This is a genomic window from Dysgonomonas sp. PF1-14 (genome assembly GCF_029892965.1).
Taxonomy (GTDB): Bacteria; Bacteroidota; Bacteroidia; order Bacteroidales; family Dysgonomonadaceae; genus Dysgonomonas.
Genome location: NZ_JARXWN010000010.1, coordinates 87,654 through 108,711, shown reverse-complemented (window position 1 = coordinate 108,711; position 21,058 = coordinate 87,654). Strand labels below are relative to the sequence as shown.

General features: G+C 40.2%; 22 protein-coding genes. 18 read left to right on the top strand and 4 right to left on the bottom strand.

The window, feature by feature from the left end; all coding sequences use genetic code 11:
• Nucleotides 1-97: 97 nt before the first annotated feature.
• Nucleotides 98-1,633, bottom strand: coding sequence for a Do family serine endopeptidase (locus M2448_RS12955; protein ID WP_280646375.1), 1,536 nt, complete (start codon nucleotides 1,631-1,633; stop codon nucleotides 98-100).
• 289 nt (nucleotides 1,634-1,922) lie between these two features.
• Between M2448_RS12955 and M2448_RS12950 the strand changes: the two genes are divergently transcribed.
• Complete coding sequence (locus M2448_RS12950; RefSeq protein WP_280646376.1) at nucleotides 1,923-3,380, top strand: sodium:solute symporter; 1,458 nt, start codon at nucleotides 1,923-1,925, stop codon at nucleotides 3,378-3,380.
• A gap of 84 nt (nucleotides 3,381-3,464) precedes the next feature.
• On the opposite strand, the gene M2448_RS12945 is transcribed toward M2448_RS12950, so the two are convergent.
• Both M2448_RS12945 and M2448_RS12940 read right to left on the bottom strand, forming a co-directional pair.
• A complete protein-coding gene (locus M2448_RS12945; protein ID WP_280646377.1) occupies nucleotides 3,465-5,162 on the bottom strand; it encodes a hypothetical protein in 1,698 nt (565 codons plus the stop codon).
• Nucleotides 5,163-5,306: 144 nt separating this feature from the next.
• Nucleotides 5,307-6,176 carry a mechanosensitive ion channel family protein gene (locus tag M2448_RS12940; protein ID WP_280646378.1) on the bottom strand — a complete coding sequence of 290 codons (870 nt, stop codon included), beginning with the start codon at nucleotides 6,174-6,176 and terminating at the stop codon, nucleotides 5,307-5,309.
• Between the two features lie 194 nt (nucleotides 6,177-6,370).
• On the opposite strand from M2448_RS12940, the gene M2448_RS12935 reads away from it, so the two are divergent.
• The 7 genes from M2448_RS12935 to M2448_RS12905 all read left to right on the top strand — a co-directional run bounded on the left by M2448_RS12935 (nucleotide 6,371) and on the right by M2448_RS12905 (nucleotide 12,462).
• Nucleotides 6,371-7,045, top strand: a complete 675-nt coding sequence (locus M2448_RS12935) for a response regulator transcription factor (RefSeq protein WP_280646379.1) — start codon at nucleotides 6,371-6,373, stop codon at nucleotides 7,043-7,045.
• Complete coding sequence (locus M2448_RS12930; protein WP_280646380.1) at nucleotides 7,042-8,316, top strand: HAMP domain-containing sensor histidine kinase; 1,275 nt, start codon at nucleotides 7,042-7,044, stop codon at nucleotides 8,314-8,316. Before M2448_RS12935 ends, M2448_RS12930 begins: the two co-directional genes overlap by 4 nt.
• Nucleotides 8,317-8,421: 105 nt before the next feature.
• Nucleotides 8,422-8,943 (top strand): PepSY-like domain-containing protein, encoded by a 522-nt coding sequence (locus tag M2448_RS12925; RefSeq protein WP_280646381.1) that lies wholly within the window; start codon nucleotides 8,422-8,424, stop codon nucleotides 8,941-8,943.
• A gap of 14 nt (nucleotides 8,944-8,957) precedes the next feature.
• Nucleotides 8,958-9,395 (top strand): PepSY-like domain-containing protein, encoded by a 438-nt coding sequence (locus tag M2448_RS12920; RefSeq protein ID WP_280646382.1) that lies wholly within the window; start codon nucleotides 8,958-8,960, stop codon nucleotides 9,393-9,395.
• Between the two features lie 604 nt (nucleotides 9,396-9,999).
• The gene (locus M2448_RS12915) at nucleotides 10,000-10,788 is read left to right on the top strand and encodes a TIGR02757 family protein (RefSeq protein WP_280646383.1); all 789 of its coding nucleotides are present in this window, start codon (nucleotides 10,000-10,002) and stop codon (nucleotides 10,786-10,788) included.
• 87 nt (nucleotides 10,789-10,875) lie between these two features.
• Nucleotides 10,876-11,550 (top strand): 16S rRNA (cytidine(1402)-2'-O)-methyltransferase, encoded by a 675-nt coding sequence (rsmI, locus tag M2448_RS12910; RefSeq protein ID WP_280646384.1) that lies wholly within the window; start codon nucleotides 10,876-10,878, stop codon nucleotides 11,548-11,550.
• Nucleotides 11,551-11,589: 39 nt separating this feature from the next.
• Complete coding sequence (locus M2448_RS12905; protein ID WP_280646385.1) at nucleotides 11,590-12,462, top strand: hypothetical protein; 873 nt, start codon at nucleotides 11,590-11,592, stop codon at nucleotides 12,460-12,462.
• 79 nt (nucleotides 12,463-12,541) lie between these two features.
• On the opposite strand, the gene glpE is transcribed toward M2448_RS12905, so the two are convergent.
• On the bottom strand, nucleotides 12,542-12,832 hold the full coding sequence (gene glpE / locus M2448_RS12900) for a thiosulfate sulfurtransferase GlpE (protein WP_280646386.1): 291 nt from the start codon (nucleotides 12,830-12,832) through the stop codon (nucleotides 12,542-12,544).
• A 127-nt stretch (nucleotides 12,833-12,959) separates the two neighbouring features.
• On the opposite strand from glpE, the gene M2448_RS12895 reads away from it, so the two are divergent.
• The 10 genes from M2448_RS12895 to hisIE all read left to right on the top strand — a co-directional run bounded on the left by M2448_RS12895 (nucleotide 12,960) and on the right by hisIE (nucleotide 21,048).
• Nucleotides 12,960-13,763 (top strand): hypothetical protein, encoded by an 804-nt coding sequence (locus M2448_RS12895; protein ID WP_280646387.1) that lies wholly within the window; start codon nucleotides 12,960-12,962, stop codon nucleotides 13,761-13,763.
• A 120-nt stretch (nucleotides 13,764-13,883) separates the two neighbouring features.
• Nucleotides 13,884-14,831 carry a homoserine O-succinyltransferase gene (gene metA / locus M2448_RS12890; protein ID WP_280646388.1) on the top strand — a complete coding sequence of 316 codons (948 nt, stop codon included), beginning with the start codon at nucleotides 13,884-13,886 and terminating at the stop codon, nucleotides 14,829-14,831.
• Nucleotides 14,832-14,842: 11 nt separating this feature from the next.
• Nucleotides 14,843-16,678: a U32 family peptidase gene (locus M2448_RS12885; RefSeq protein WP_280646389.1), complete on the top strand. Its 1,836-nt coding sequence runs from the start codon at nucleotides 14,843-14,845 to the stop codon at nucleotides 16,676-16,678.
• 60 nt (nucleotides 16,679-16,738) lie between these two features.
• Nucleotides 16,739-17,158: a VanZ family protein gene (locus tag M2448_RS12880; protein WP_280646390.1), complete on the top strand. Its 420-nt coding sequence runs from the start codon at nucleotides 16,739-16,741 to the stop codon at nucleotides 17,156-17,158.
• Nucleotides 17,155-17,679 carry a TlpA disulfide reductase family protein gene (locus M2448_RS12875; protein WP_280646391.1) on the top strand — a complete coding sequence of 175 codons (525 nt, stop codon included), beginning with the start codon at nucleotides 17,155-17,157 and terminating at the stop codon, nucleotides 17,677-17,679. The genes M2448_RS12880 and M2448_RS12875 overlap by 4 nt, the downstream gene beginning before the upstream one ends.
• 6 nt (nucleotides 17,680-17,685) lie before the next feature.
• Nucleotides 17,686-18,282, top strand: a complete 597-nt coding sequence (gene hisH / locus M2448_RS12870; RefSeq protein ID WP_280646392.1) for an imidazole glycerol phosphate synthase subunit HisH — start codon at nucleotides 17,686-17,688, stop codon at nucleotides 18,280-18,282.
• A 207-nt stretch (nucleotides 18,283-18,489) separates the two neighbouring features.
• The gene (locus tag M2448_RS12865) at nucleotides 18,490-18,948 is read left to right on the top strand and encodes a DUF4870 domain-containing protein (RefSeq protein WP_280646393.1); all 459 of its coding nucleotides are present in this window, start codon (nucleotides 18,490-18,492) and stop codon (nucleotides 18,946-18,948) included.
• A 9-nt stretch (nucleotides 18,949-18,957) separates the two neighbouring features.
• The gene (hisA, locus tag M2448_RS12860) at nucleotides 18,958-19,686 is read left to right on the top strand and encodes a 1-(5-phosphoribosyl)-5-[(5-phosphoribosylamino)methylideneamino]imidazole-4-carboxamide isomerase (RefSeq protein WP_280646394.1); all 729 of its coding nucleotides are present in this window, start codon (nucleotides 18,958-18,960) and stop codon (nucleotides 19,684-19,686) included.
• A gap of 16 nt (nucleotides 19,687-19,702) precedes the next feature.
• The gene (gene hisF / locus M2448_RS12855) at nucleotides 19,703-20,455 is read left to right on the top strand and encodes an imidazole glycerol phosphate synthase subunit HisF (protein ID WP_280646395.1); all 753 of its coding nucleotides are present in this window, start codon (nucleotides 19,703-19,705) and stop codon (nucleotides 20,453-20,455) included.
• Nucleotides 20,452-21,048, top strand: a complete 597-nt coding sequence (gene hisIE / locus M2448_RS12850; protein WP_280646396.1) for a bifunctional phosphoribosyl-AMP cyclohydrolase/phosphoribosyl-ATP diphosphatase HisIE — start codon at nucleotides 20,452-20,454, stop codon at nucleotides 21,046-21,048. The genes hisF and hisIE overlap by 4 nt, the downstream gene beginning before the upstream one ends.
• Nucleotides 21,049-21,058 lie beyond the last annotated feature (10 nt).

Below are 21,058 nucleotides of genomic sequence, written 5' to 3'. Positions count from 1 at the left end.
ATTTTATTTATAAACAGGCTTCTATATAAATAACGCTTAAGCATGTATTTTGTTTCATGCTTAAGCGTTTTTCATTGTTAAGAATCTGATTGGTTATTTATTCACTCAGATCTACGGCATAATATTTTCGTTCTCCGTTAGATGTTATACCTGATATAAACAGAACTTTGTCCTGACTGTTGCTTGTAGCCTGTATTATTCTTTCCACTTCGACAGGCGAAGATACAGTCTGATTGTTGATCTTCAATATAACAAATCCCTTTGCTATACCTTCCTTGTGGAATTTGCCGGCATTGTCTACACCTGCTACTTCCACTCCATAGCTGATGCCCAGCTGTTTCTTCTTTTCAGTAGTAAGTTCTTTGAACGCTGCACCTGCCGATCCTACAGCATCTTCTTTCTTCACTACCGAAGTGCTGCCTGTACTGGTTTTAAGTGTAACGTCAATGTTCTTATTGGCTGCACCTCTTACAATATCCAGTTTTACTTTGTCACCCGGACGGAACCTGTTGATCTGATCTTGAAGCTCACTTACATTTTTTACTTTTACTCCGTTCACTGCGGTTATTACGTCACCTTCTTCTACTCCGGCTTGTTTGGCAGGACTCATTTCTGCAAATCCACTCACATGAATACCTTCATTTACCTTTATATTTTTAGTCTTTTCGGGATCGGCCTCTTTTGCTGTAGATATATCCTGTATCATTACACCGAGAACGGCACGCTGAACAGTTCCGAATTCTTTAATGTCGGCAACCACTTTTCCGGCAATCGAGATAGGTACGGCAAAGCCATAACCTGCAAAGTCTCCGGTCTGTGAATAGATGGCTGTGTTTATGCCTATCAGTTCTCCGTTGGTATTTACCAGTGCACCACCACTGTTACCTCTGTTGATAGCGGCATCAGTCTGGATAAATGACTGGATATTTCCCTGATTGAACGATCCGATTCCTCCACGCCCTTTGGCACTTACGATACCGGCTGTAACGGTTGATGTCAGGTTGAAAGGGTTTCCTACGGCCAGTACCCATTCACCTACTTTCAGATTGTCGGAGTTTCCGAACGGGATATAAGGCAAATCTTTCCCTTCGACTTTCAATAAGGCTATGTCGGTCTGAGGGTCAGTACCTATAAGCTTAGCTGTATATTTACTGTTATCATTTAGTGTAACTTCTATTTCGTCAGCTTTTTCGATTACGTGATTATTGGTAACAATGTAGCCATCTTTAGAAATAATGACGCCTGAACCGAATCCTACACTAGGCTGCGGACTGCCATATTGATAATTGTCTCCGCCACCGCCGGGATTCCCGAAAAAGAATTCGAACGGATCGATCATTCTCTGTCTACCCTGCCGTTGAGGCGAAGATGAAGACTGAGCTTTTACTGTCGACTTGATGTGTACTACCGCATGGATAGAGTTTTCTGCAGCTTTGGTAAAATCTGGGTAACCGTCGGCAGTAAGGCTGGCCAGATGCACGCCACTTTGGTCAAACTCGTGACCATAGTTGTATGTGTCAGATGAACTGTAGCCTTTACGATAGTCCATGTAGCTGTACATGCCATATGTAGCGCCTATACTCACTAATGCAACCACAACATAGGTTGAAACATTTTTCCAAAAATTTTTCATATGCAAGTATCTTTTAATTTATTAAACTCTTTTTTTTATTTCAAATGTAAACACAAAAATCATACACTTGGTACGGGATAACTCTATTTTTTAACACTTTTAACCGAGATGAAATCCTTTATTGCTATTTTAACAATTTAGCCGGACTTTTTGTCAGTTCTTCTTTCCCTGATATAAAAATAAGACATCGGATATAATATGTCCTGAAATTAGCCTATTTTTGCATGGATAACGGGGTGGAACATATAATTGAATAGGGTTTCGATTCTATATCATTTTTTTTAGAATTATGGGTATATATATATTAATAGTTATCGCAGTATATTTCGGTGCCTTGCTGCTGATATCTTATTTCGTAAGCCGTAAAAGTAGCGATAATGAAGCTTTTTTTCTCGGTAACAGGCAATCGCCCTGGTTCGTTGTAGCCATAGCAATGGTGGGTACATCTATCTCCGGCGTTACATTTGTGTCTGTTCCCGGAATGGTGGGCAGTTTCGACATGACATATATGCAGATGGTATTCGGCTTTGTGGTCGGTTATTTTGTTATAGCCTATGTGTTGTTGCCATTGTATTATCGGCTCAATCTGACAACTATATACGGATATCTGGAACAACGTTTCGGATTTCATTCATACAAAACAGGCGCTTCATTCTTTATCTTATCTAAGATCATCGGAGCCGCAGCACGCCTTTATCTGGTGGCGATGATATTGCAGGCACTGGTTTTCAGTCAATGGAATATTCCGTTCTGGGTTACTGTTGCCGGCATTATCCTGCTTATCTGGGGCTATACTTTCCGCAGCGGAATAAAGACTATTATATGGACAGATACATTGCAGACATCATGTCTGTTGCTGGGCGTAATACTCATTATATGGCAGGTAGCATCTAAAATGGATTTGAATATACCTCAGGTTATAGATGCCGTTAGCAACAACGAACATTCCCGTATTTTTGTATTTGACGATTGGGCATCGAAGCAGAATTTTTTCAAACAATTTCTTAGCGGTGTGTTTATTACAATCGTTATGACGGGGCTCGATCAGGATATGATGCAGAAGAACCTTACGTGTAAAAGCCTTAAAGATGCCCAGAAGAATATGGTGACTTACGGCTTTGCATTTGCGCCTATCAATTTTTTGTTTCTGTCGTTAGGAGTTCTTCTTTTGCTTTTTGCTGCCCAATATGGTATTGCTTTACCCGAAAAATCGGATCAGATATTGCCGATGCTTGCTACCGAATATCTGGGATTGCCTGTTCTCATATTTTTTACGATAGGTATTATTGCTGCCGCTTTCTCCAGTGCCGATTCGGCTCTTACGGCCCTTACTACTTCGGTTTGTGTCGATTTGTTGAATATAAACAGGGAAGATGCCCAAAAGGCAAAGAAAACACGCAAAACAGTGCATGTCTTGGTTAGTCTGGCGTTCCTTATTGTAATACTTATTATAGATTCTGTACAGCAGGAAAATATTCTCGACACCATATATAAAGTGGCTTCTTATACCTATGGCCCGTTGCTTGGCTTATTCTTTTTCGGGCTGTTTACCAAGATGAATATAAAAGACAAGATAGTGCCGTTTGTCTGTATTCTGGCTCCTTTGCTAAGTTTTGTACTTGAAATGTTTTTGTTGAAGGAGTATGGTTATCAGGTGGGTTATGAGATATTATTGTTTAACGGATTGCTTACTGCCTTTGGTTTACTCTGTATCGCGAAGAAGAAAACAGCATTGGAAATAAAATAATAAGAGTATAATACAATGTATTATAATAAAATAAACCCGATAGAAACTCTACCGGGTTTATTTTATTTTGGAGTAATTCCTTAATCAGAATAACATATTCTTGATATCCGAATTGTTGAGGAATTTAGTAAATTCTATATCATTCAATATTTCGCCGGCTGATATACCGTTGTCCAGAGCCGATTTCAGATTTCCGGCAACGCCTGATGCATTATTAGTTCTGGCTGCTACAATAGCAGACAGATAATAAGTTGTAGCATCTTTGCTAGGTACAGCACTCAAAATTTGTTGCGCCTTATTATAGTTTTTAGTCATTATCTGAGCCAGAGCTGCATTGTTTGACTTAGTATCGCCAAATGATTGCACTGCTTTATTGTAATCGCCTTTTTGCAGGTACAATAGTCCCATCGCTTCACCCAGATTGCTAGCTCCGGCTGCATTACCCAATAGTTGTTCAGCTTTTGCAGTATTACCTTCCGACAGAGACAACAGAGCCTGATTCATGTTAGCTTCAGGAGCCAGAGCTGTTACACTTGCTGCTTTGCTGAATGCCTGAGCGGCTTTCGATGATTGGCCGTTTTGGTAATAGTAAGCACCTAAGTTATTCCATCCGCGATAGTCGTTAGGGAATTTCTGAGTGATGTGAGAATATATTTTTTCTTTAGATACGCCATCCAGAGTTGCAGTATAAAGCAATTCTTCTACTGTAAGCCCGGTAAGATTGCTGCCTGCCAGTTGTTGCAGTTCCTGGTCTGTTTTGCCGATAACTTCTACGTTTGCAACAAGGCGCGAACGGCGAAGTTTAGGCAGGATAGTTTCAGCAAGACCTGAATATACAGCTGAAATATTCTTAATTTCCCTTTCTCTTGTTTCGGTATCAGGGTACATAGACAGCACTCTCAGTACAAGGTCTTTGTCCTGAAGGCTTGATGCCTGAACCAGCTTTTGGAATCCTTCCCAGTCCTGAGCCGTATATCTGGCATTGATCTCAGTGTCGATATTTTGTTTCTTAAATTCTTTAGACAGATAGTCGGTTGTATTCTGTTCACGTTTTTCTGCCAGCTTCTCATTCAATTCGCGGCCACCGTCAGGAGATGCATAAGCCGAAACTTCTACATTCAGATTTTTACGGGAATTTTCATCTGCTTCTTTTACCAAGTCTCTCCATGCAGTCATATTAGAAGAGTTCAATTCGCTTGAACGCAACTCTGCACGTTGGATAAGAAACATGATGTCGGCATCGTAAGCTTCTTTGATGATGCGTTGGAATGCATCAGGAGCCAGAGATGGATTTGTTGTAGCAGCACTGGCTAATCCTTGTGTGGCTATTATACCATCAGCAATCTTTACATCCGAGAATCCCGGAATCACTTTACCGTTACGGTAGAAATCGAATCTCAGGAACAATTCGGATTTTTTCATTGCCGGAATGTAATCGAATTCGGATCTCATTGTTATTGCGCCACCATTTTCGTAGTTGATGGCAATACCGTTTCCGGCAACTTTTTCGCCCTGATATGTATATGGGGTACCTAGTGCCTCACCACCCTTGTATTTCAGTACAGGAGTAACAGTGATTGTAGTTTCTTTTTCGAACCACTTAGCAGGGAAACGTCCGTTAATAGTAACCGGAACTTTTGTTCCGACAAGCTCAAGTGGTGACGGATTCGTTGTAAACAATGAATTCGCCAGCGGGGTAATTGTCTTTTTGCTGCATGATGTTGCCAGTATAGCCACCAGTGCAATTAATGAAAGAAATGTCTGGAATTTCTGCCTTCTCATAGCTTCTAAAATTATAAATTATTTTTTATAGATGATTTTCCTTATTACTTAGTTGGCATTAGTTTCTACAAATCTACCTTTTTTCTTTCTGAATGCGAAATGTAGCTGCCCAATTTTTATTATAAATAAGAGTTTTAATATTTTTTAATCCTTTAGCATTTTGACACTTAGTGTGGATGGTACATAAATACCTTTTTCGCTAAGCGTCTTATATATTTCCTCATTCAACGCTACGCTTACACTGCTGTAGTCGCTGCTGTTGACCCACGAGCGTATAGTTACATCTATCGATCCGTTGTTGACGGCAGTTACCCCTACAAATGGAGCGGGAGTTTGTTTTATCAATGTATTAGTTTGTATAATGGTCAGAAGTGTATTTTTGAGGTCATAGACATCTACTCCGTAGTTGATGTTGAAGGAAATATCTACTCGGCGTTCTTTCTGTGCCGAGTAATTAGTAATGCTTCCGGTCGACAATGGCCCGTTGGGTACATAGATGGTAATGTTGTCGCCTGTAAGCAATACCGTATATAGGATTCCGATAGCCTGTACAGTACCGTCCGATCCTTGTGCCACAATTCTGTCACCCACCTTGAACGGTTTGTTTACCAACAACATTACTCCACCGGCAAAGTTCGACAAGTTATCTTTCATCGACATACCTACGGCAAGTCCTACTGCTGCTATGATGGCGGCAAAAGATGTTGTCTGAATGCCTATTATGTTGACAATCAGTAAAAACAGGATGATCTGCAATGTTATGTTAGCAAGGCTGTCGAGAAAGCGCCTGACCGTTTCTTCTATACGGCGGCGAAGAAGAAATCTGTCGATAAACTTCCGAAGCCAGCTGATCACCCATCGCCCTATAATGAATACTATAATGGCTGCTGTGATCCTGATGCCCAGCGATATGGCGTGATCGAGCAACTGATCGAATAAGCGGTCTAAAGAAGACAAGCTTGCTCCCGTATTTGAGATGTTTATGCTATCTCCAGGCAGAATATCAAGTAACATGTTAGTTGTATTAAGTTCTCTAATTTGTTCCAAAATTAATTAATTATTGAATATAACAGCTATTCTATTTTAACTATTTTATAAACCACCGGGAAAGCAGATTGTTGAGACAAATATGATTTTTTAGGAAATGGCTAATGGAAAGATTTAGTATATTTGAATACAGAATCTTATCGACTGTATAAATATATCGGATGAAAATACTTATTATAGAAGATGAATTTGAAATACTGAAATCTATCGAGTCTTTTTTATTGTCGGAAGGCTATATCGTAGAGAAGGCTACTGATTACATTTCGGGAATAGAGAAAGTACAGTTATACGAATATGATTGTATATTGCTCGACATCTCACTGCCCGGAGGTAGTGGGCTCATGATACTGGAAGAAATGAAGAAGGGCGGACAGGCTGCCAATACTATTATAATATCTGCCAAAGACTCGCTTGAAGATAAGGTTGCAGGGCTTGATCTGGGGGCTGATGACTATCTGACCAAGCCGTTTCATCTGGCAGAGCTGCATGCGCGCATAAAAGCTGTTCTGAGAAGGAAGCTTCTCGATGGAAAAGAGGTGTTGACACTGGGAAATCTGTCAGTAGATTTTAAAAGCCGTATGGTATTTATCGGGAGAGAAGAACTGAAGCTCAACCGCAAGGAATTTGATATACTGTCTTTTTTTGCTGCCAACATGAACCGCCTGATAACAAAAGAAGTGCTGGCAGAGCATGTATGGGGCGATAATATAGATTCGGCCGATAACTTCGATTTTGTATATGCCCAAGTTAAGAATTTGCGTAAAAAGTTGAAGGACAACGGTGCAGAAATAGTATTGGAAAATGTGTACGGAGTCGGTTATAAAATGATATTATGAAACTATCTAATCATCTTACACTAAGGCTGGCAGCCGTATTTATGCTGGTTATATTCGTTTGGTCTATCATTTACTTTGTCATACAAATGAAGGAAGTATATGACGGGATAGACGAAGGGCTTAACAATCTGAAGCAGGAATTTGTATATAAAGCCAATAATTCTCCCGATTTTGTAACAGCTATGCTACAGCACAATCCGCTCAACATTATTGTAGAAAAGATTTCTTACGAGGAGGCTCAGGATTTTAAAGAGATATATTCCGAAAGCAAGGTGTACTTTGTCACCGAAGAAGAAGATGAAGAGGTGCGGATGCTGACGACAGCATTCTATTGCGAGCAGGATGGCCAGTATTATAAACTAAAATTTTTTACATCGACCGTAGAGCGCGACGATATGGTAAAGAATATGCTTTATCTGCTTATAGCCCTCTGGCTATGTCTTGCTTTGGCAATAGTGGTGGTGATAAAGAAGATCATACATCGCAGCAACAAACCGTTCTATGAGTTATTAGATAATCTGAAAGCGTTCAGGTTGGAAAATACCAAAATGATAAATTTTCCTGTGACAGATATATCCGAATATAAGGAGTTGAACGAATCGGTAAGAAGCCTGCTCGAAGATAATATCAATGCCTTCAGAGAGCAGAAAAACTTTATAGAGAATGCTTCACATGAGATGCAGACGCCGTTAGCCATTGCAGTCGGCAAACTGGAAATGATGATAGATGGTGAAGGCCTCGATCAGAAGCAAGTGGAAGATATTCATTCCATACTGGGTAGTATGAGCCGAATGAAGCGATTAAATTCCAGTTTGTTATTGTTGTCGAAAATAAAGAACAAGCAATTCCCTGCCAGCGAAGATGTAGTTATAAATACAATAGTGAAAGAAACCCTCGAAGACTTTGGAGACCTTGTTCAGCATAAAAAGATAAAGGTCAGTCTGCAAGAAAGGCAAAGCATTGCCGTAAGTATGAATAAAGACCTTGCCTATATAATGATAAACAATCTGGTGAAAAATGCAGTATCGCATAATATAAAAGGTGGAAAGATCGATGTTGTCATTGATACGGATAGTCTTACCCTTACCAATGACGGTTTGCCTGTGGCTGACAGTATAAATATCTTTGAGCGCTACAGGTCGGCAGGGGCAGATGCACTGTCTTCGTCAGGATTGGGGTTGTCTATTGTAAAGTCTATTACCGATATATATAAGTTCCGTATCGCCTATCATTATTCTGATGCACATATATTTCAATTAAAATTCCGTTAAGCTCCGGAAATATTTCATTTTTTCTTCTTTTAGGACTGTTTTTCCCAAATCTTTTCAGATTTGCTACCGGATATTTGCACTACGATAAACAAATAAATATCCGTTATGAAGAAAATTGCAAACTTACTGGCGTTAACCCTTGTGTTGCTAATCTCCTGCCAAGCAGCAATAGCACAGCCAACACCCACTATTACAAAGAAATATACAAATGCAGAGATCGAAAAATTTATAGATGGCTACAATGCTCTTCGCTCTCACGATACACATCCTTCTACAGCATTGCAACAACAACTGGCAAAGGATTTTCCTAATGCAAGAGACATAGATTGGGAAATGGCAGCAAATGTATATGAAGCCGAATTTGAGATAGGGCGTACCGACTATAAAGCCTATTACGATGCAGATGGTAATCTACTGGCTTACAGTATTGACATTCGCGAATCGCAGGTTCCGGCAATTGTGAAGAACGCAGCAGCATCGAAGTATCCCAACTGTAAAATGGATGATAGTAAAAAGATAGTACAGGGTACCGAAGTATTCTATAAGGTGGAGATGGAGAAACGCAAATTTGAAGCAAAGGCACTTTTCTCCCAGAATGGCGCATTTATAAAAGAATTACACAACTAAATAAGGAGCGTATTATGAAAAAGTTATTATTTGTATTTAGCTTACTGGCAGCCTCGTTCGCATTTATAGCTTGCAGCGATGATGATGAAAAAATATCGGTGGTAGATTTGCCGGCTAAGGCGAGACAGTTTCTTGATACTCACTTTCAGGGACAGGAAGCCCGCTTGGTAGAAAAAGACAATGACAGCTACGATGTGTCTCTGAAAAACGGGTTCGATATCGACTTCGATCTGTCAGGCGAATGGGACGATGTAGACGGACATACTCAGGCAATCCCACAAAGTATTATAGATCTGCTTCCGGAGACTATACCGGCTTATGTTGCCGAGCATTATGCAGGATCTGTTATAACTGAAATCAATAAAGAACCGTACGGTTATGAGATTGATCTCGATAACAGGGTAGAACTAAAGTTTGATAAAGATGGAACTTTTTTAGGTCTCGATACCTAATATAAGTCTTTTGAGCAATATGTTGTAGGGCAGAGGATTCTCTGCCTTATTTGTTTTTTATATGATAGAAAAAATTTATGTGTAATTTTCAGATAGCTATTCATGCGAATCAGGAGTTGAAATTATATGTTTGTTTATTAGTTACTAGTTACTAGTTACTTCGCCCTTTGGGCAGTTCAAGTTACAAGTAAAACCCTTTATTTGTCGTCTCCAGATCGTGCGTTAGCCCGCGCCGTTAGCTTTATGGACGGGGTACCCGTAGGGAGAGAAAGGCGTAAAACAAAAACGTGTTTGAGCTTAGCTATCGGTTCGTATTATGCAAAAGTCATGAGCGAGTTTTTTTGTTTAGCCTTTGAGCCCTCTAACGGGTCGTCCTATGAAGCGTGGCACTAAAGACTTTTTGATTCCTTTTGGGGCTTAGGCCAAAAGGAATGCAAGCAATCTGTGATTGCGCACAGTAGAAAATAAATGAACATTTACCCAATACAATCTCAAATGCTGATTGGCATTATTCATATACTTTTAGCAGTTCGCTACAAAAGCATTACCTTTGATCCGTTTTTGCTTAGCTGATTGCTGATTATTATTTTAACTGAAAGATGCAATGAATATAAGAGATATATCGAGCTTAAAATCTTTTCTGGATAAGAAAGTTGAACAGTATAATACCTCTGATTTTATAAAGGATGACCCTGTGTGTATCCCTCATAGTTTTACGCAGCAGCAAGACCGCGAGATAATGGGCTTTTTTGCTTCTATATTTGCATGGGGGCAGCGTAAAACCATAATAAATAAATGTCGGGAATTGGTACAACGGATGGACAATAGTCCGTATATATTTGTTAAGGAGCATGAAGACAGTGATCTGCGTAAATTGCTCGATTTTAAACACCGTACATTTAATGATACTGATTTGCTGTACTGTATAGATTTTATGAAACGGCATTATGTGCACAGCGATACATTAGAAACTGCTTTTTTCCCAACAGAAAATATGACAGTAGAAGAAGGGTTGAATCATTTTCAGTCTTATTTTTTTTCTCATCCCGATGCTCCACACCGTACCCGTAAGCATATCCCTTCGCCAGTGCAGAAGTCGGCCTGTAAACGGCTGAATATGTACTTGCGGTGGATGGTGCGGAACGATGGCAGAGGCGTAGATTTCGGTATATGGAAAAGTATTTCTCCGGCATCGCTGATCTGTCCGCTCGATCTGCACGTGGAACGCACAGCCAGGAAACTCGGGCTTTTGCAACGCGATAAACCCGATTGGCGTGCCGCAGAAGAACTGACTGGCAACCTGAGCCTGTTAGATGCAGCCGATCCGGTAAAATATGATTTTGCTCTGTTTGGCATATCTATCGAAGAGAAATGTGTCATTGATATACAGTAATAAACTTACATTATTAACGTTTTATATTTGACGGTTTAAATTTTTCGTATATTTGTAGCGAATAATGCTTGCATTGAAAGGAAGGAAATGGGAAAGTTATATATCATACCTACACCAGTAGGTAATTTAGAAGATATGACATTCAGGGCAATCAGGCTGCTCAGGGAAGCAGGGCTTATCTTGGCCGAAGATACACGTACTACAGGTATCCTGCTAAAGCATTTCGATATTCAGAACAAGATGCAGTCTTATCACAAGTTTAACGAACATAAAGCAGTTTCACACATTGTGGAAAGGCTCAATGCGGGAGAAAACATAGCGTTGGTTTCGGATGCCGGTACTCCCGGAATTTCAGACCCCGGTTTTTTAGTTGTAAGGGAATGTGTTAAAGCCGGCATCGAAGTAGAATGCCTGCCGGGTGCTACAGCTTTTGTCCCTGCACTAGTGGCTTCGGGTATTCCGTCCGATCGTTTTTGTTTCGAGGGCTTTTTGCCGCAAAAAAAAGGACGAATGACACGTCTGAAAATATTAGCGGAAGAGCCGCGCACAATAGTATTCTATGAGTCACCGCACCGGGTGACGAAAACGCTGACTCAGTTGGCCGAATATTTGGGTGAAGAGCGTTATGCAGCTACCTGTCGCGAGATTTCGAAGATGTATGAAGAGGTTCGTCGTGGTACTCTGAAAGAACTTATATCTCACTTCTCTGTGAACGAACCAAGAGGTGAATTTGTTATAGTAGTGTCCGGAAAAGAGAATTAAATTAAATATAATAGAACTAACAAGTTAAACAATTTTTATATGAAAAAGCTATTAGTAGGATGTCTCTGCCTGTTTGCACTGGCATCGTGTAATGTGAAAAATTCTGATGAATATAAGGCGTTGCAAGCTCAGAGAGACTCTTTGATGCAGATTAGTGCACAAAGCAACAGCGAACTGGAAGAAACGAACAGCCTGATAAACGAAATCGAAGAGAATTTCAGACAGATCAGAGAAGCTGAAAAATATCTGACGATAGAGTCAAAATCGAAAGGAGAAATGTCTAACGATACGAAGACACGTATCAAAGACAACTTTGAGATGGTGAATGAGATTTTGAAGAAAAACAAAGCCGACATTGACAAACTGAACCAAAAACTGAAAGGTAACTCAGGACAAATGGCTGCATTCAAGAAAACTATCGAAAATCTGAATGCCGAACTGACAGAAAGAGCGAACACAATTTCCGGACTTCAATCGGCTCTGGCTACTCGCGACGCTCAGATAGCGGCTTTGCAGACAGATGTACAGTCACTGACTGAAAATGTAGATAATCTGAATACTCAGACTGCGGAACAAGCTTCTAAAATTAAACAACAAGATAAAGAACTGAACACTGCTTATTATATGTTCGGTACTTCTAAAGAGTTGAAAGAAGCCAAAGTAGTAACAGGAGGATTCCTTGTGTCTTCTAAATTGTTGAGCGAAGGTATCGAAAAAAGCAAATTTATCAAGGTTGATATCCGCGATGTACAAAGCATTCCGTTGTACGACAAGAAAGCGAAAGTATTGTCGGATCACCCGAAAGACAGCTACTCTCTGGAAAAAGACGTAAATAGCAAAGTTGTAATCAAAATTACTGACTACAAGCGTTTCTGGAGCCTTACTAAATTCTTAGTGGTAGAAGTAGGATAATAAAGATTGATATATAAAACTATAAAAGACGCCAATACTCCGAGTATTGGCGTCTTTTATAGTTATATGAGAGGGAGTTTTATGTCCATTCCTCATACCCACCGATAATACTATACACTTCGGAAAATCCCTGTCCGGATAAATAGTCGGCTACCATCTGGCTACTGTTACCATGATAGCAAATAACCAGAACCGGAGTGTCTCTATTAGTCTCATTGATGAACGCGGGGAGAGTTTCCTGCGTCAGGTGAAATGCTTCGGGGGCATGACTTTCATTGTAACTGTTGGTATCACGTATGTCTACCAGTATTGCAGGCGATGAGCGCAATATATGCTTTGCCTGTTTGGCATTGATTTGTTTGAAGGGCATATGGCTAAAAATTTATGGTGTAATAAATATAAGTATTTGCTATTAGAATATAAATATTATAGATTGAACAAATAAGTATGCCTTTTGTTAATTAATTAGTAAAACTAATAAAAAATATAACATTCTTATGATACATAGAGCGATATTAATAACATTTCTTTTTGTGCAATCATTGGTAGGCTTTTCTCAAACAGAACCTGCTTACAAGAAAGGAACGTTCTACGCTTTCTGGGGGTGGAACAGGGGAGCATACACAAACTCGGATATACACTTCAAGGGTAACGATTATAACTTTACGCTTCGCGATGTAAAAGCTGCCGACAGACAGACAAAATTCAGTTTTAAAGACTATTTCCGTATAGATCGTATTACCATTCCTCAGACCAATCTGCGTGTAGGCTATTTTATCAAAGACAATCTTGCCATTACACTAGGTGTAGATCACATGAAGTACGTAATGGATCAGGATCAGACAGTTGATATCGACGGATATGTGAAGCCCGGATACGAATCGCATGTCAATGCCGATAATTCGATAAAACTTGCAGACGATTTTCTGCAATTCGAACATACAGACGGATTGAACTATATAAATTCGGAAATTGAATATTACAAGAATTTTTATACAAATGGCATACTCAAGGTAAATGGGCTTATCGGCGGTGGTGCGGGTATCTTACTTCCCAGAAGTAATGTGACCATGATGGGTAATGAGCGTCACGATGCCTTCCATCTGGCAGGATTCGGATTAAGTGCCAAAGGCGGGCTCGATGTTAATCTCTGGAACCTGTTTTTTCTCCGTTCCGAAATAAAAGAAGGCTATATAAATATGCCCAGCATACGGACTACCAAGTCGCCGGACGATAAGGCACATCAGGCATTCTGGTTTGCCGAGTGGACATATACTTTCGGTTTCAACTGGCATTTTTAAAGATACAGTACGGTTTATTCCTTATATTTAACAACAGATTCTAATATACAGAGGCGGATATTTCCGCCTTTTTCTTCTTATTTTTGTACCTTTGCATACTTAAATTAAAAGAATCTGACGATGCCAGTAAATATACCTAACAACCTTCCGGCAATAGAGATACTGAAAAAGGAGAATATATTCGTTATGAGCCAGTTGAGGGCTGATATGCAGGATATACGCCCATTGAGAGTGCTTATACTCAATCTGATGCCGATAAAGATAATGACGGAAACCGACCTGATAAGGTTGCTGTCGAATAATCCGTTGCAGGTTGAAGTCGACTTTCTGAAGCTAGAGACACATGCTTCGAAGAATACATCGGAAGAGCATTTACAGATGTTTTACAAAAACTTTAGCGAAGTAAAAGACGATTACTACGACGGTATGATCATTACCGGAGCTCCTGTTGAGTTATACGAATACGAAGAAGTAACATACTGGCCCGAAATATCTTCTATATTTGACTGGGCACGCACACATGTAACCTCTACATTGTATATTTGCTGGGCGGCACAAGCGGCTTTGTACAGATTCTATGGAGTAAAAAAACACCAACTTTCTGAAAAAATGTTCGGGGTATTCAAGCATGTGGCACATGATAAGAAATTTCCGTTATTCAGAGGATTCGACGATGAATTTTATATTCCTCACAGCCGTCATACTACTGTGACGCGCGAAGATATACTGAAAAAGGACGGGCTGAAAATACTCTCCGAGTCAGACGATTCGGGTGTCGGTATAGTGGCATCGCGTGGAGGAAGGGAATTTTACCTGACAGGCCATTCGGAATATGCACCATACACATTGCACAATGAATATATACGCGATGTGGAGAAAGGGCTTCCGATAAAAGTTCCGAACAACTATTATAAAAATGACAACCCTGCCAATCCGCCTGTTGTACGCTGGTCGGGGCATGGCAACCTGTTGTTTAATAACTGGCTCAACTACTTCGTATATCAGGAAACTCCATACGATAAGACTAAGATTAAAGATTTAGGAGATATACTTCCTGCAACTGAATAATAACAAAACTCTTGCTGAAAGCCCGAAAAATAGAATTACTTGCTCCTGCTAAAAATCTGGAGTGCGGCATAGAAGCCATCAATCATGGTGCAGATGCCGTATATATAGGTGCGCCCCGTTTTAGTGCCCGCGCAGCAGCCGGTAATACACTGGACGATATAAAAGCACTGGCAGGATATGCACATCTGTACAATGCAAAAGTATATGTAGCACTGAACACGATACTGACAGACAAAGAACTTACAGAGGCTGAGCCTTTGATCTGGCAACTGTATAACGAAGCCCGAATAGATGCCCTTATCATTCAGGATATGGGTATAACCCGGCTAAATCTGCCTCCCATAGCCCTGCATGCCAGTACACAGATGGATAACAGGGGAGTAGAGAAGGTGAAGTTTATGGAGGATGCAGGATTTCAGCAAATTGTTCTTCCACGCGAACTCACGATAGATGAAATACATGATATAGCCGCACAGGTGAAAACACCGTTGGAGGTCTTTGTTCATGGAGCACTGTGTGTTTGTTACAGCGGACAATGTTACCTGAGTCAGGCATTGTCGGGGCGAAGTGCTAACAAGGGTGCATGCGCACAGTATTGCCGCCTGCCTTATACATTAGTGGATGCTACAGGTGAGGAGATAATATCTAAAAAGCACTTCCTTTCCATGAAAGATCTTAATCTGTCCGACCATCTCGAAGAATTGCTCGAAGCAGGGGTGAGTTCCCTGAAAATAGAAGGCCGGTTGAAAGATGTATCATATGTGAAAAATATAGTTGCATATTATCGCAAGAAGTTGGATGCTATATTCAAGAAATACCCTCAGTATATCAGGTCTTCATCGGGAGTTTCGGCGTTTACTTTCGAACCCGACCCTCAAAAAAGCTTTAACAGGGGCTTTACGAAATATTTTCTGAACGGGCGTACATCTGATATGTGGTCGATAGATTCTCCCAAATCGGTAGGCGAACCTATCGGAAAGATTACAGATGTGACGACAAAATATATTCGTATAAATACAACGAAAGAGATTCATAACGGTGACGGACTTTGTTTTTTCAATAACCGGAAAGAACTGGAGGGAATCAATGTGAATCGAGTTGATGGCGAATACATCTATCCAGCATCGGTGCCTAACGTGAAGCGAGGGACTTATGTCTATCGTAATTATGATCACGAATTTGAGAAATTATTGTCTAAAAAGTCGGCAGAACGCAAAATAGATATTTCTGTTATTCTCAATGAAATACCTTTTGGATTTTCTCTTGAGGCAGAAGATGAAGACGGTAATAATGTTACTCTTAACTTTGAATATGAAAAACAACCGGCACAGAAAGATCAGACGGATAATATTCGTAACAATCTGAGTAAGACCGGAACGACCATTTTTCAGGTAAACGAAATTAATATAAATTTGACTGCGGGCTGGTTTATTCCGGCATCGGTATTATCTGATTGGCGCAGACAGTTAACTGATAAACTGTTGTCTGTCCGGAAAATTCGCTATCGTCAGGATATTGTTCCGCACAAACAGACTTATCATGCATTCCCTTTGAAGGATATTACTTATCTGGGAAATGTAATGAACGATAAAAGCAAGCAGTTTTATGTACAGCACCAGTCAAATGTAGTTCAGCCTGCCTTTGAAAAACAATTGCAGCAAGATGTGCCGCTGATGTTTACACGCCATTGTATAAAGGAATCGCTCGGTTGGTGCCCTAAAGAAGGAAATGAGAAACATCCATATAAAGAGCCTTTCTTTTTGCTATATAACAACACCCGATTGCGACTTTCGTTCGATTGTAAGGCCTGTGAAATGAAGGTATTCAGTGATTCTGTTTCAAAATAATATACATATTGATATTTTACGTATCTTTGAACTTGATATTTTATACTCCGACACGATTATATGCTAAAAAAAATATTTAAATATACATGGCCTCCTTTCTTAGTGGCTGTTGTCATTTTCTATCTATGTTGTCTCATTCCGCCTAAGGATGTTCCCGATGTCGATTTCGACTTTTTTATACCTACCGATAAAATTGTACATTTTATCATGTATTGGGGATTGGCGGGGGTAGCCTCATTCAACTATATTTACGATAAGAAAGGACATATTATAATACTTAAACTCATTGCTTTTGCCATATTCATCCCCATTTTGTATGGCGGATTGATAGAGGTATTACAAGCCGAGTTTTTCCCACCGCGTTCCGGCGACTGGTATGATTTTCTGGCAGATGCGTTAGGGGCTCTGGCTTCCCTGCCATTTTCGCTATGGTTTAGACGTTTATTGTTAAACAAACAATTAAGAGAACAGGAAATATGAAAAAATTACTTATTGCATTTTGTTCTTTATTCTTTACATTGGGCTTATTTGCTCAGAATGCTTATCCCGATCAGTATAAAGTAAAAGTGGGTGATACGGCTCCCGATTTCGAAATGAGTTTGCCGTCCGGTAAAACGGTAAAACTCTCATCCCTTCGTGGAAAAGTTGTCATGTTGCAATTTACAGCCAGTTGGTGTGGCGTATGCCGTAAGGAAATGCCCTATATAGAAAAGCAGATATGGCAAAAACATAAAGAGAATCCCAATTTTGCCCTTTACGGTATCGACAGGGAAGAGCCTGCCGAAACAATAGCCAAATTTGTAAAAGCTACAGGGGTTACTTATCCTATAGGTTTAGACCCCAAAGCGGATATATTCGGGCTTTATGCCGAAAAGAATGCAGGTATAACGCGTAATATTATAATAGGAAAGGATGGTAAGATAGTAAAGCTTACACGCCTTTTCAATATGGAAGAGTTCAACGAGATGGTAACCCTTATCGACTCTTTACTGGAAAAGTAGAAAAAGATGAATATTGTAATTATTAAATATAACGCAGGTAATATTTTTTCGGTCGAACACGCTTTTAAACGGCTGGGAGCAGATGCTGTTGTGACTGCCGATCAGGAGTTGATAAAGAAAGCCGACAAAGTTATCTTTCCCGGAGTAGGAGAGGCTAGTTCTACTATGCAACATTTACGGCAAACCGGATTGGATAAACTTATTCCCGATCTGAAGCAACCTGTACTAGGTATTTGTCTTGGTATGCAGCTCATGTGTTCTCATTCCGAAGAAGGGGATGCCGATTGTCTCGGTATATTCGATACCGGAGTAAAGCGTTTTATACCACAGCAGCATGCGGACAAAGTGCCTCACATGGGATGGAACAATATTGCAGATGTGAAAAGCAGCCTGTTCGATAATTCACTCGAGAATAGCTTTGTCTATTTTGTACATAGCTACTATGTAGCCCTTTGTGAGCATACTGCTGCTATCACCAATTACATTCAGCCGTTTAGTGCGGCACTAAACAAAGGCAATTTTTATGCGACACAGTTTCACCCCGAAAAGAGTGGTGATGCCGGAGAAAAGATATTAGTTAACTTTTTGTCAAAGACTAAGTAACTGTTTAAATTTGATTGGCAATTTTATTTTGTATTATTTCAAATATATTTTTTTCTTTTTATTCGCAGGTTTAGCGGGCTAAACCAAGAGTGAAAAGTAGAAAATAGAGAAGAAAGAATAAAAATAAGAGCCAAAGAATAATCAAAAACAGTTATATGAAATATTTTCGGTCAAATTTAAACAATTACTAAATAATAAATATACATCATGGATAAATATGATGACCTGAAAAAACTGGAAGAACTTAGAGAAAGAGGAGCTATTTCGGAAGAGGAATACCAAAGGGAAAAGTCTAAAATACTGGACGCTCCTTATACGTCACAAAAATCGCTGGGTACAGATCAGAATACTTATCTGGTACTGATGCATCTGTCCCAATTTGCCGGTTTTATAGTGCCCGGACTCGGATTTATCGCTCCTATAGCTATGTGGCTTGTAAACAAGGATAATCCGGTAGTAGACGAACATGGGAAGAATATAGCTAACTTTACCATCAGTATGATTATTTATATAATTGTGTCGGGCATATTATGCCTGTTACTTGTAGGTTTTGTTCTGTTGGGTGTTATCGCTATACTTGAGATCGTATTTATTATTATGGCTGCTGTAAAAGCTGCAAAAGGAGAATACTGGAAATATCCGTTGGCTATCCCATTTTTTACCTAAAACTGTGATATGATAGAAATAATTCCTGCCATTGATATAATAGACGGTAAGTGCGTTCGCTTGTCGCAGGGCGACTATGATGCGAAGAAGGTGTATAACGAAGATCCGCTCGAAGTAGCAAAAATGTTTCAGGATGCAGGTATTCGCCGTTTACATTTGGTCGATCTCGATGGAGCGAAGGCAAAAAAGATTGTAAACAGATCTGTATTGGAAAAGATAGCTTCCGGTACATCACTTATCATAGATTTTGGTGGCGGAGTTCAGAGTGACGAGGATATAGATATTGCTTTCAGCTCGGGAGCTTCTATGGTTACGGGCGGCAGCATAGCAGTCCGCAACAGTGAGCTTTTTACATCATGGCTGAAAAAGTATGGCAGTGAAAAGATCATACTCGGAGCCGACTGTAAGGACGATAAGATAGCCGTATCGGGCTGGCAGGAATCTACCTCTCTCGATATTATTCCTTTTCTGGATGACTATACACACAAAGGTGTGAAGAAGGTAGTGTGTACCGATATTAGCAAAGACGGAATGCTGCAAGGCCCATCAATAGATTTATATAAAAGAATATTGTCGGCTTTCCCTGATATGTATCTCATTGCTAGTGGAGGTGTAAGCTGTTTTCAGGATATTCTTGATCTGGAGACTGCGGGTGTCCCTGCTGTGATATTAGGTAAGGCCATTTATGAGAATCGTGTGACATTAGAAGAATTGAGCTTAAAAACTCATAACTCATAATTCATAATTAATTAAAGTGTTAGCAAAAAGAATAATACCCTGCCTCGATGTAAAAGACGGCATGACCGTAAAAGGAACAAACTTTGTCAACCTGCGTGAAGCGGGCGACCCTGTCGAACTCGGTGTGCGCTATAGCGAGCAGGGAGCCGATGAACTTGTTTTTCTCGACATCACTGCATCGCATGAGGGACGTAAGACATTTACGGATCTGGTAAAACGAATAGCGGCTAACATCAATATTCCGTTTACTATCGGCGGAGGAATAAATGAGTTGGCAGATGTAGATCGTTTGCTGAATGCCGGAGCAGATAAAGTTTCGGTGAACTCTACAGCTATAAGAAACCCTGAGATTATCGAAGAAATTGCAAAAAACTATGGCTCACAGGTATGTGTATGCGCTATAGATGCTAACTTTGAAAATGGAGTATGGAGTTGTTACACAAGTGGCGGACGCAACAAGACCGATAAAGAGCTGTTCTCGTGGGCAAAGGAAGCAGAAAATCTGGGTGCCGGAGAAATTCTGTTTACCAGTATGAACCACGATGGAGTAAAGACCGGATATGCCAATGATGCATTACGCCAATTGTCCGAAACACTGAATATACCGATAATTGCATCGGGTGGGGCAGGCAGTATGCAGCATTTCCGCGATGTGTTTACAGATGGTAAAGCCGATGCTGCTCTTGCTGCAAGTGTTTTTCACTTCGGGGAAATTGCGATAAAAGATTTAAAAGAATACCTGAAACAAGAAAATATAAACGTAAGATGAAACTCGATTATGATAAGGTAGGCGGATTGATTCCCGCAATAATACAGGACGATGAGACAAACAAGGTGTTGATGCTCGGTTACATGAACGAAGAGGCCCTGCAGAAAACACAGGAAACAGGAAAAGTTACATTTTTTAGCCGTACAAAGCAACGCCTTTGGACAAAAGGAGAAGAAAGCGGAAACTTCCTGAATGTAGTAAGTATAAAAGACGACTGTGACCACGATACATTGCTTATCAAAGTCAATCCGGTAGGGCCTGTATGCCATACAGGAGCCGACACCTGCTTCGAAGAAGAGAATAAAGAAGACATCCTGTTCCTGAAATACCTACAGCATTTTATAGAAAAACGATACAAAGAGATGCCGGAAGGTTCATATACCACATCGCTATTCGAGTCGGGAATAAACCGTATGGCTCAAAAGGTAGGGGAGGAAGCTCTGGAATCGGTAATAGAAGCTTGTAACGGAACGGACGATCGCCTGATATACGAATCGGCGGATATGCTTTACCACCTTATCGTATTGCTTACATCCAAAGGATTGAGTATAGAAGATCTGGCGCGGGAACTACAGAAAAGACACAAGAAGTAAGTGCCTGAGC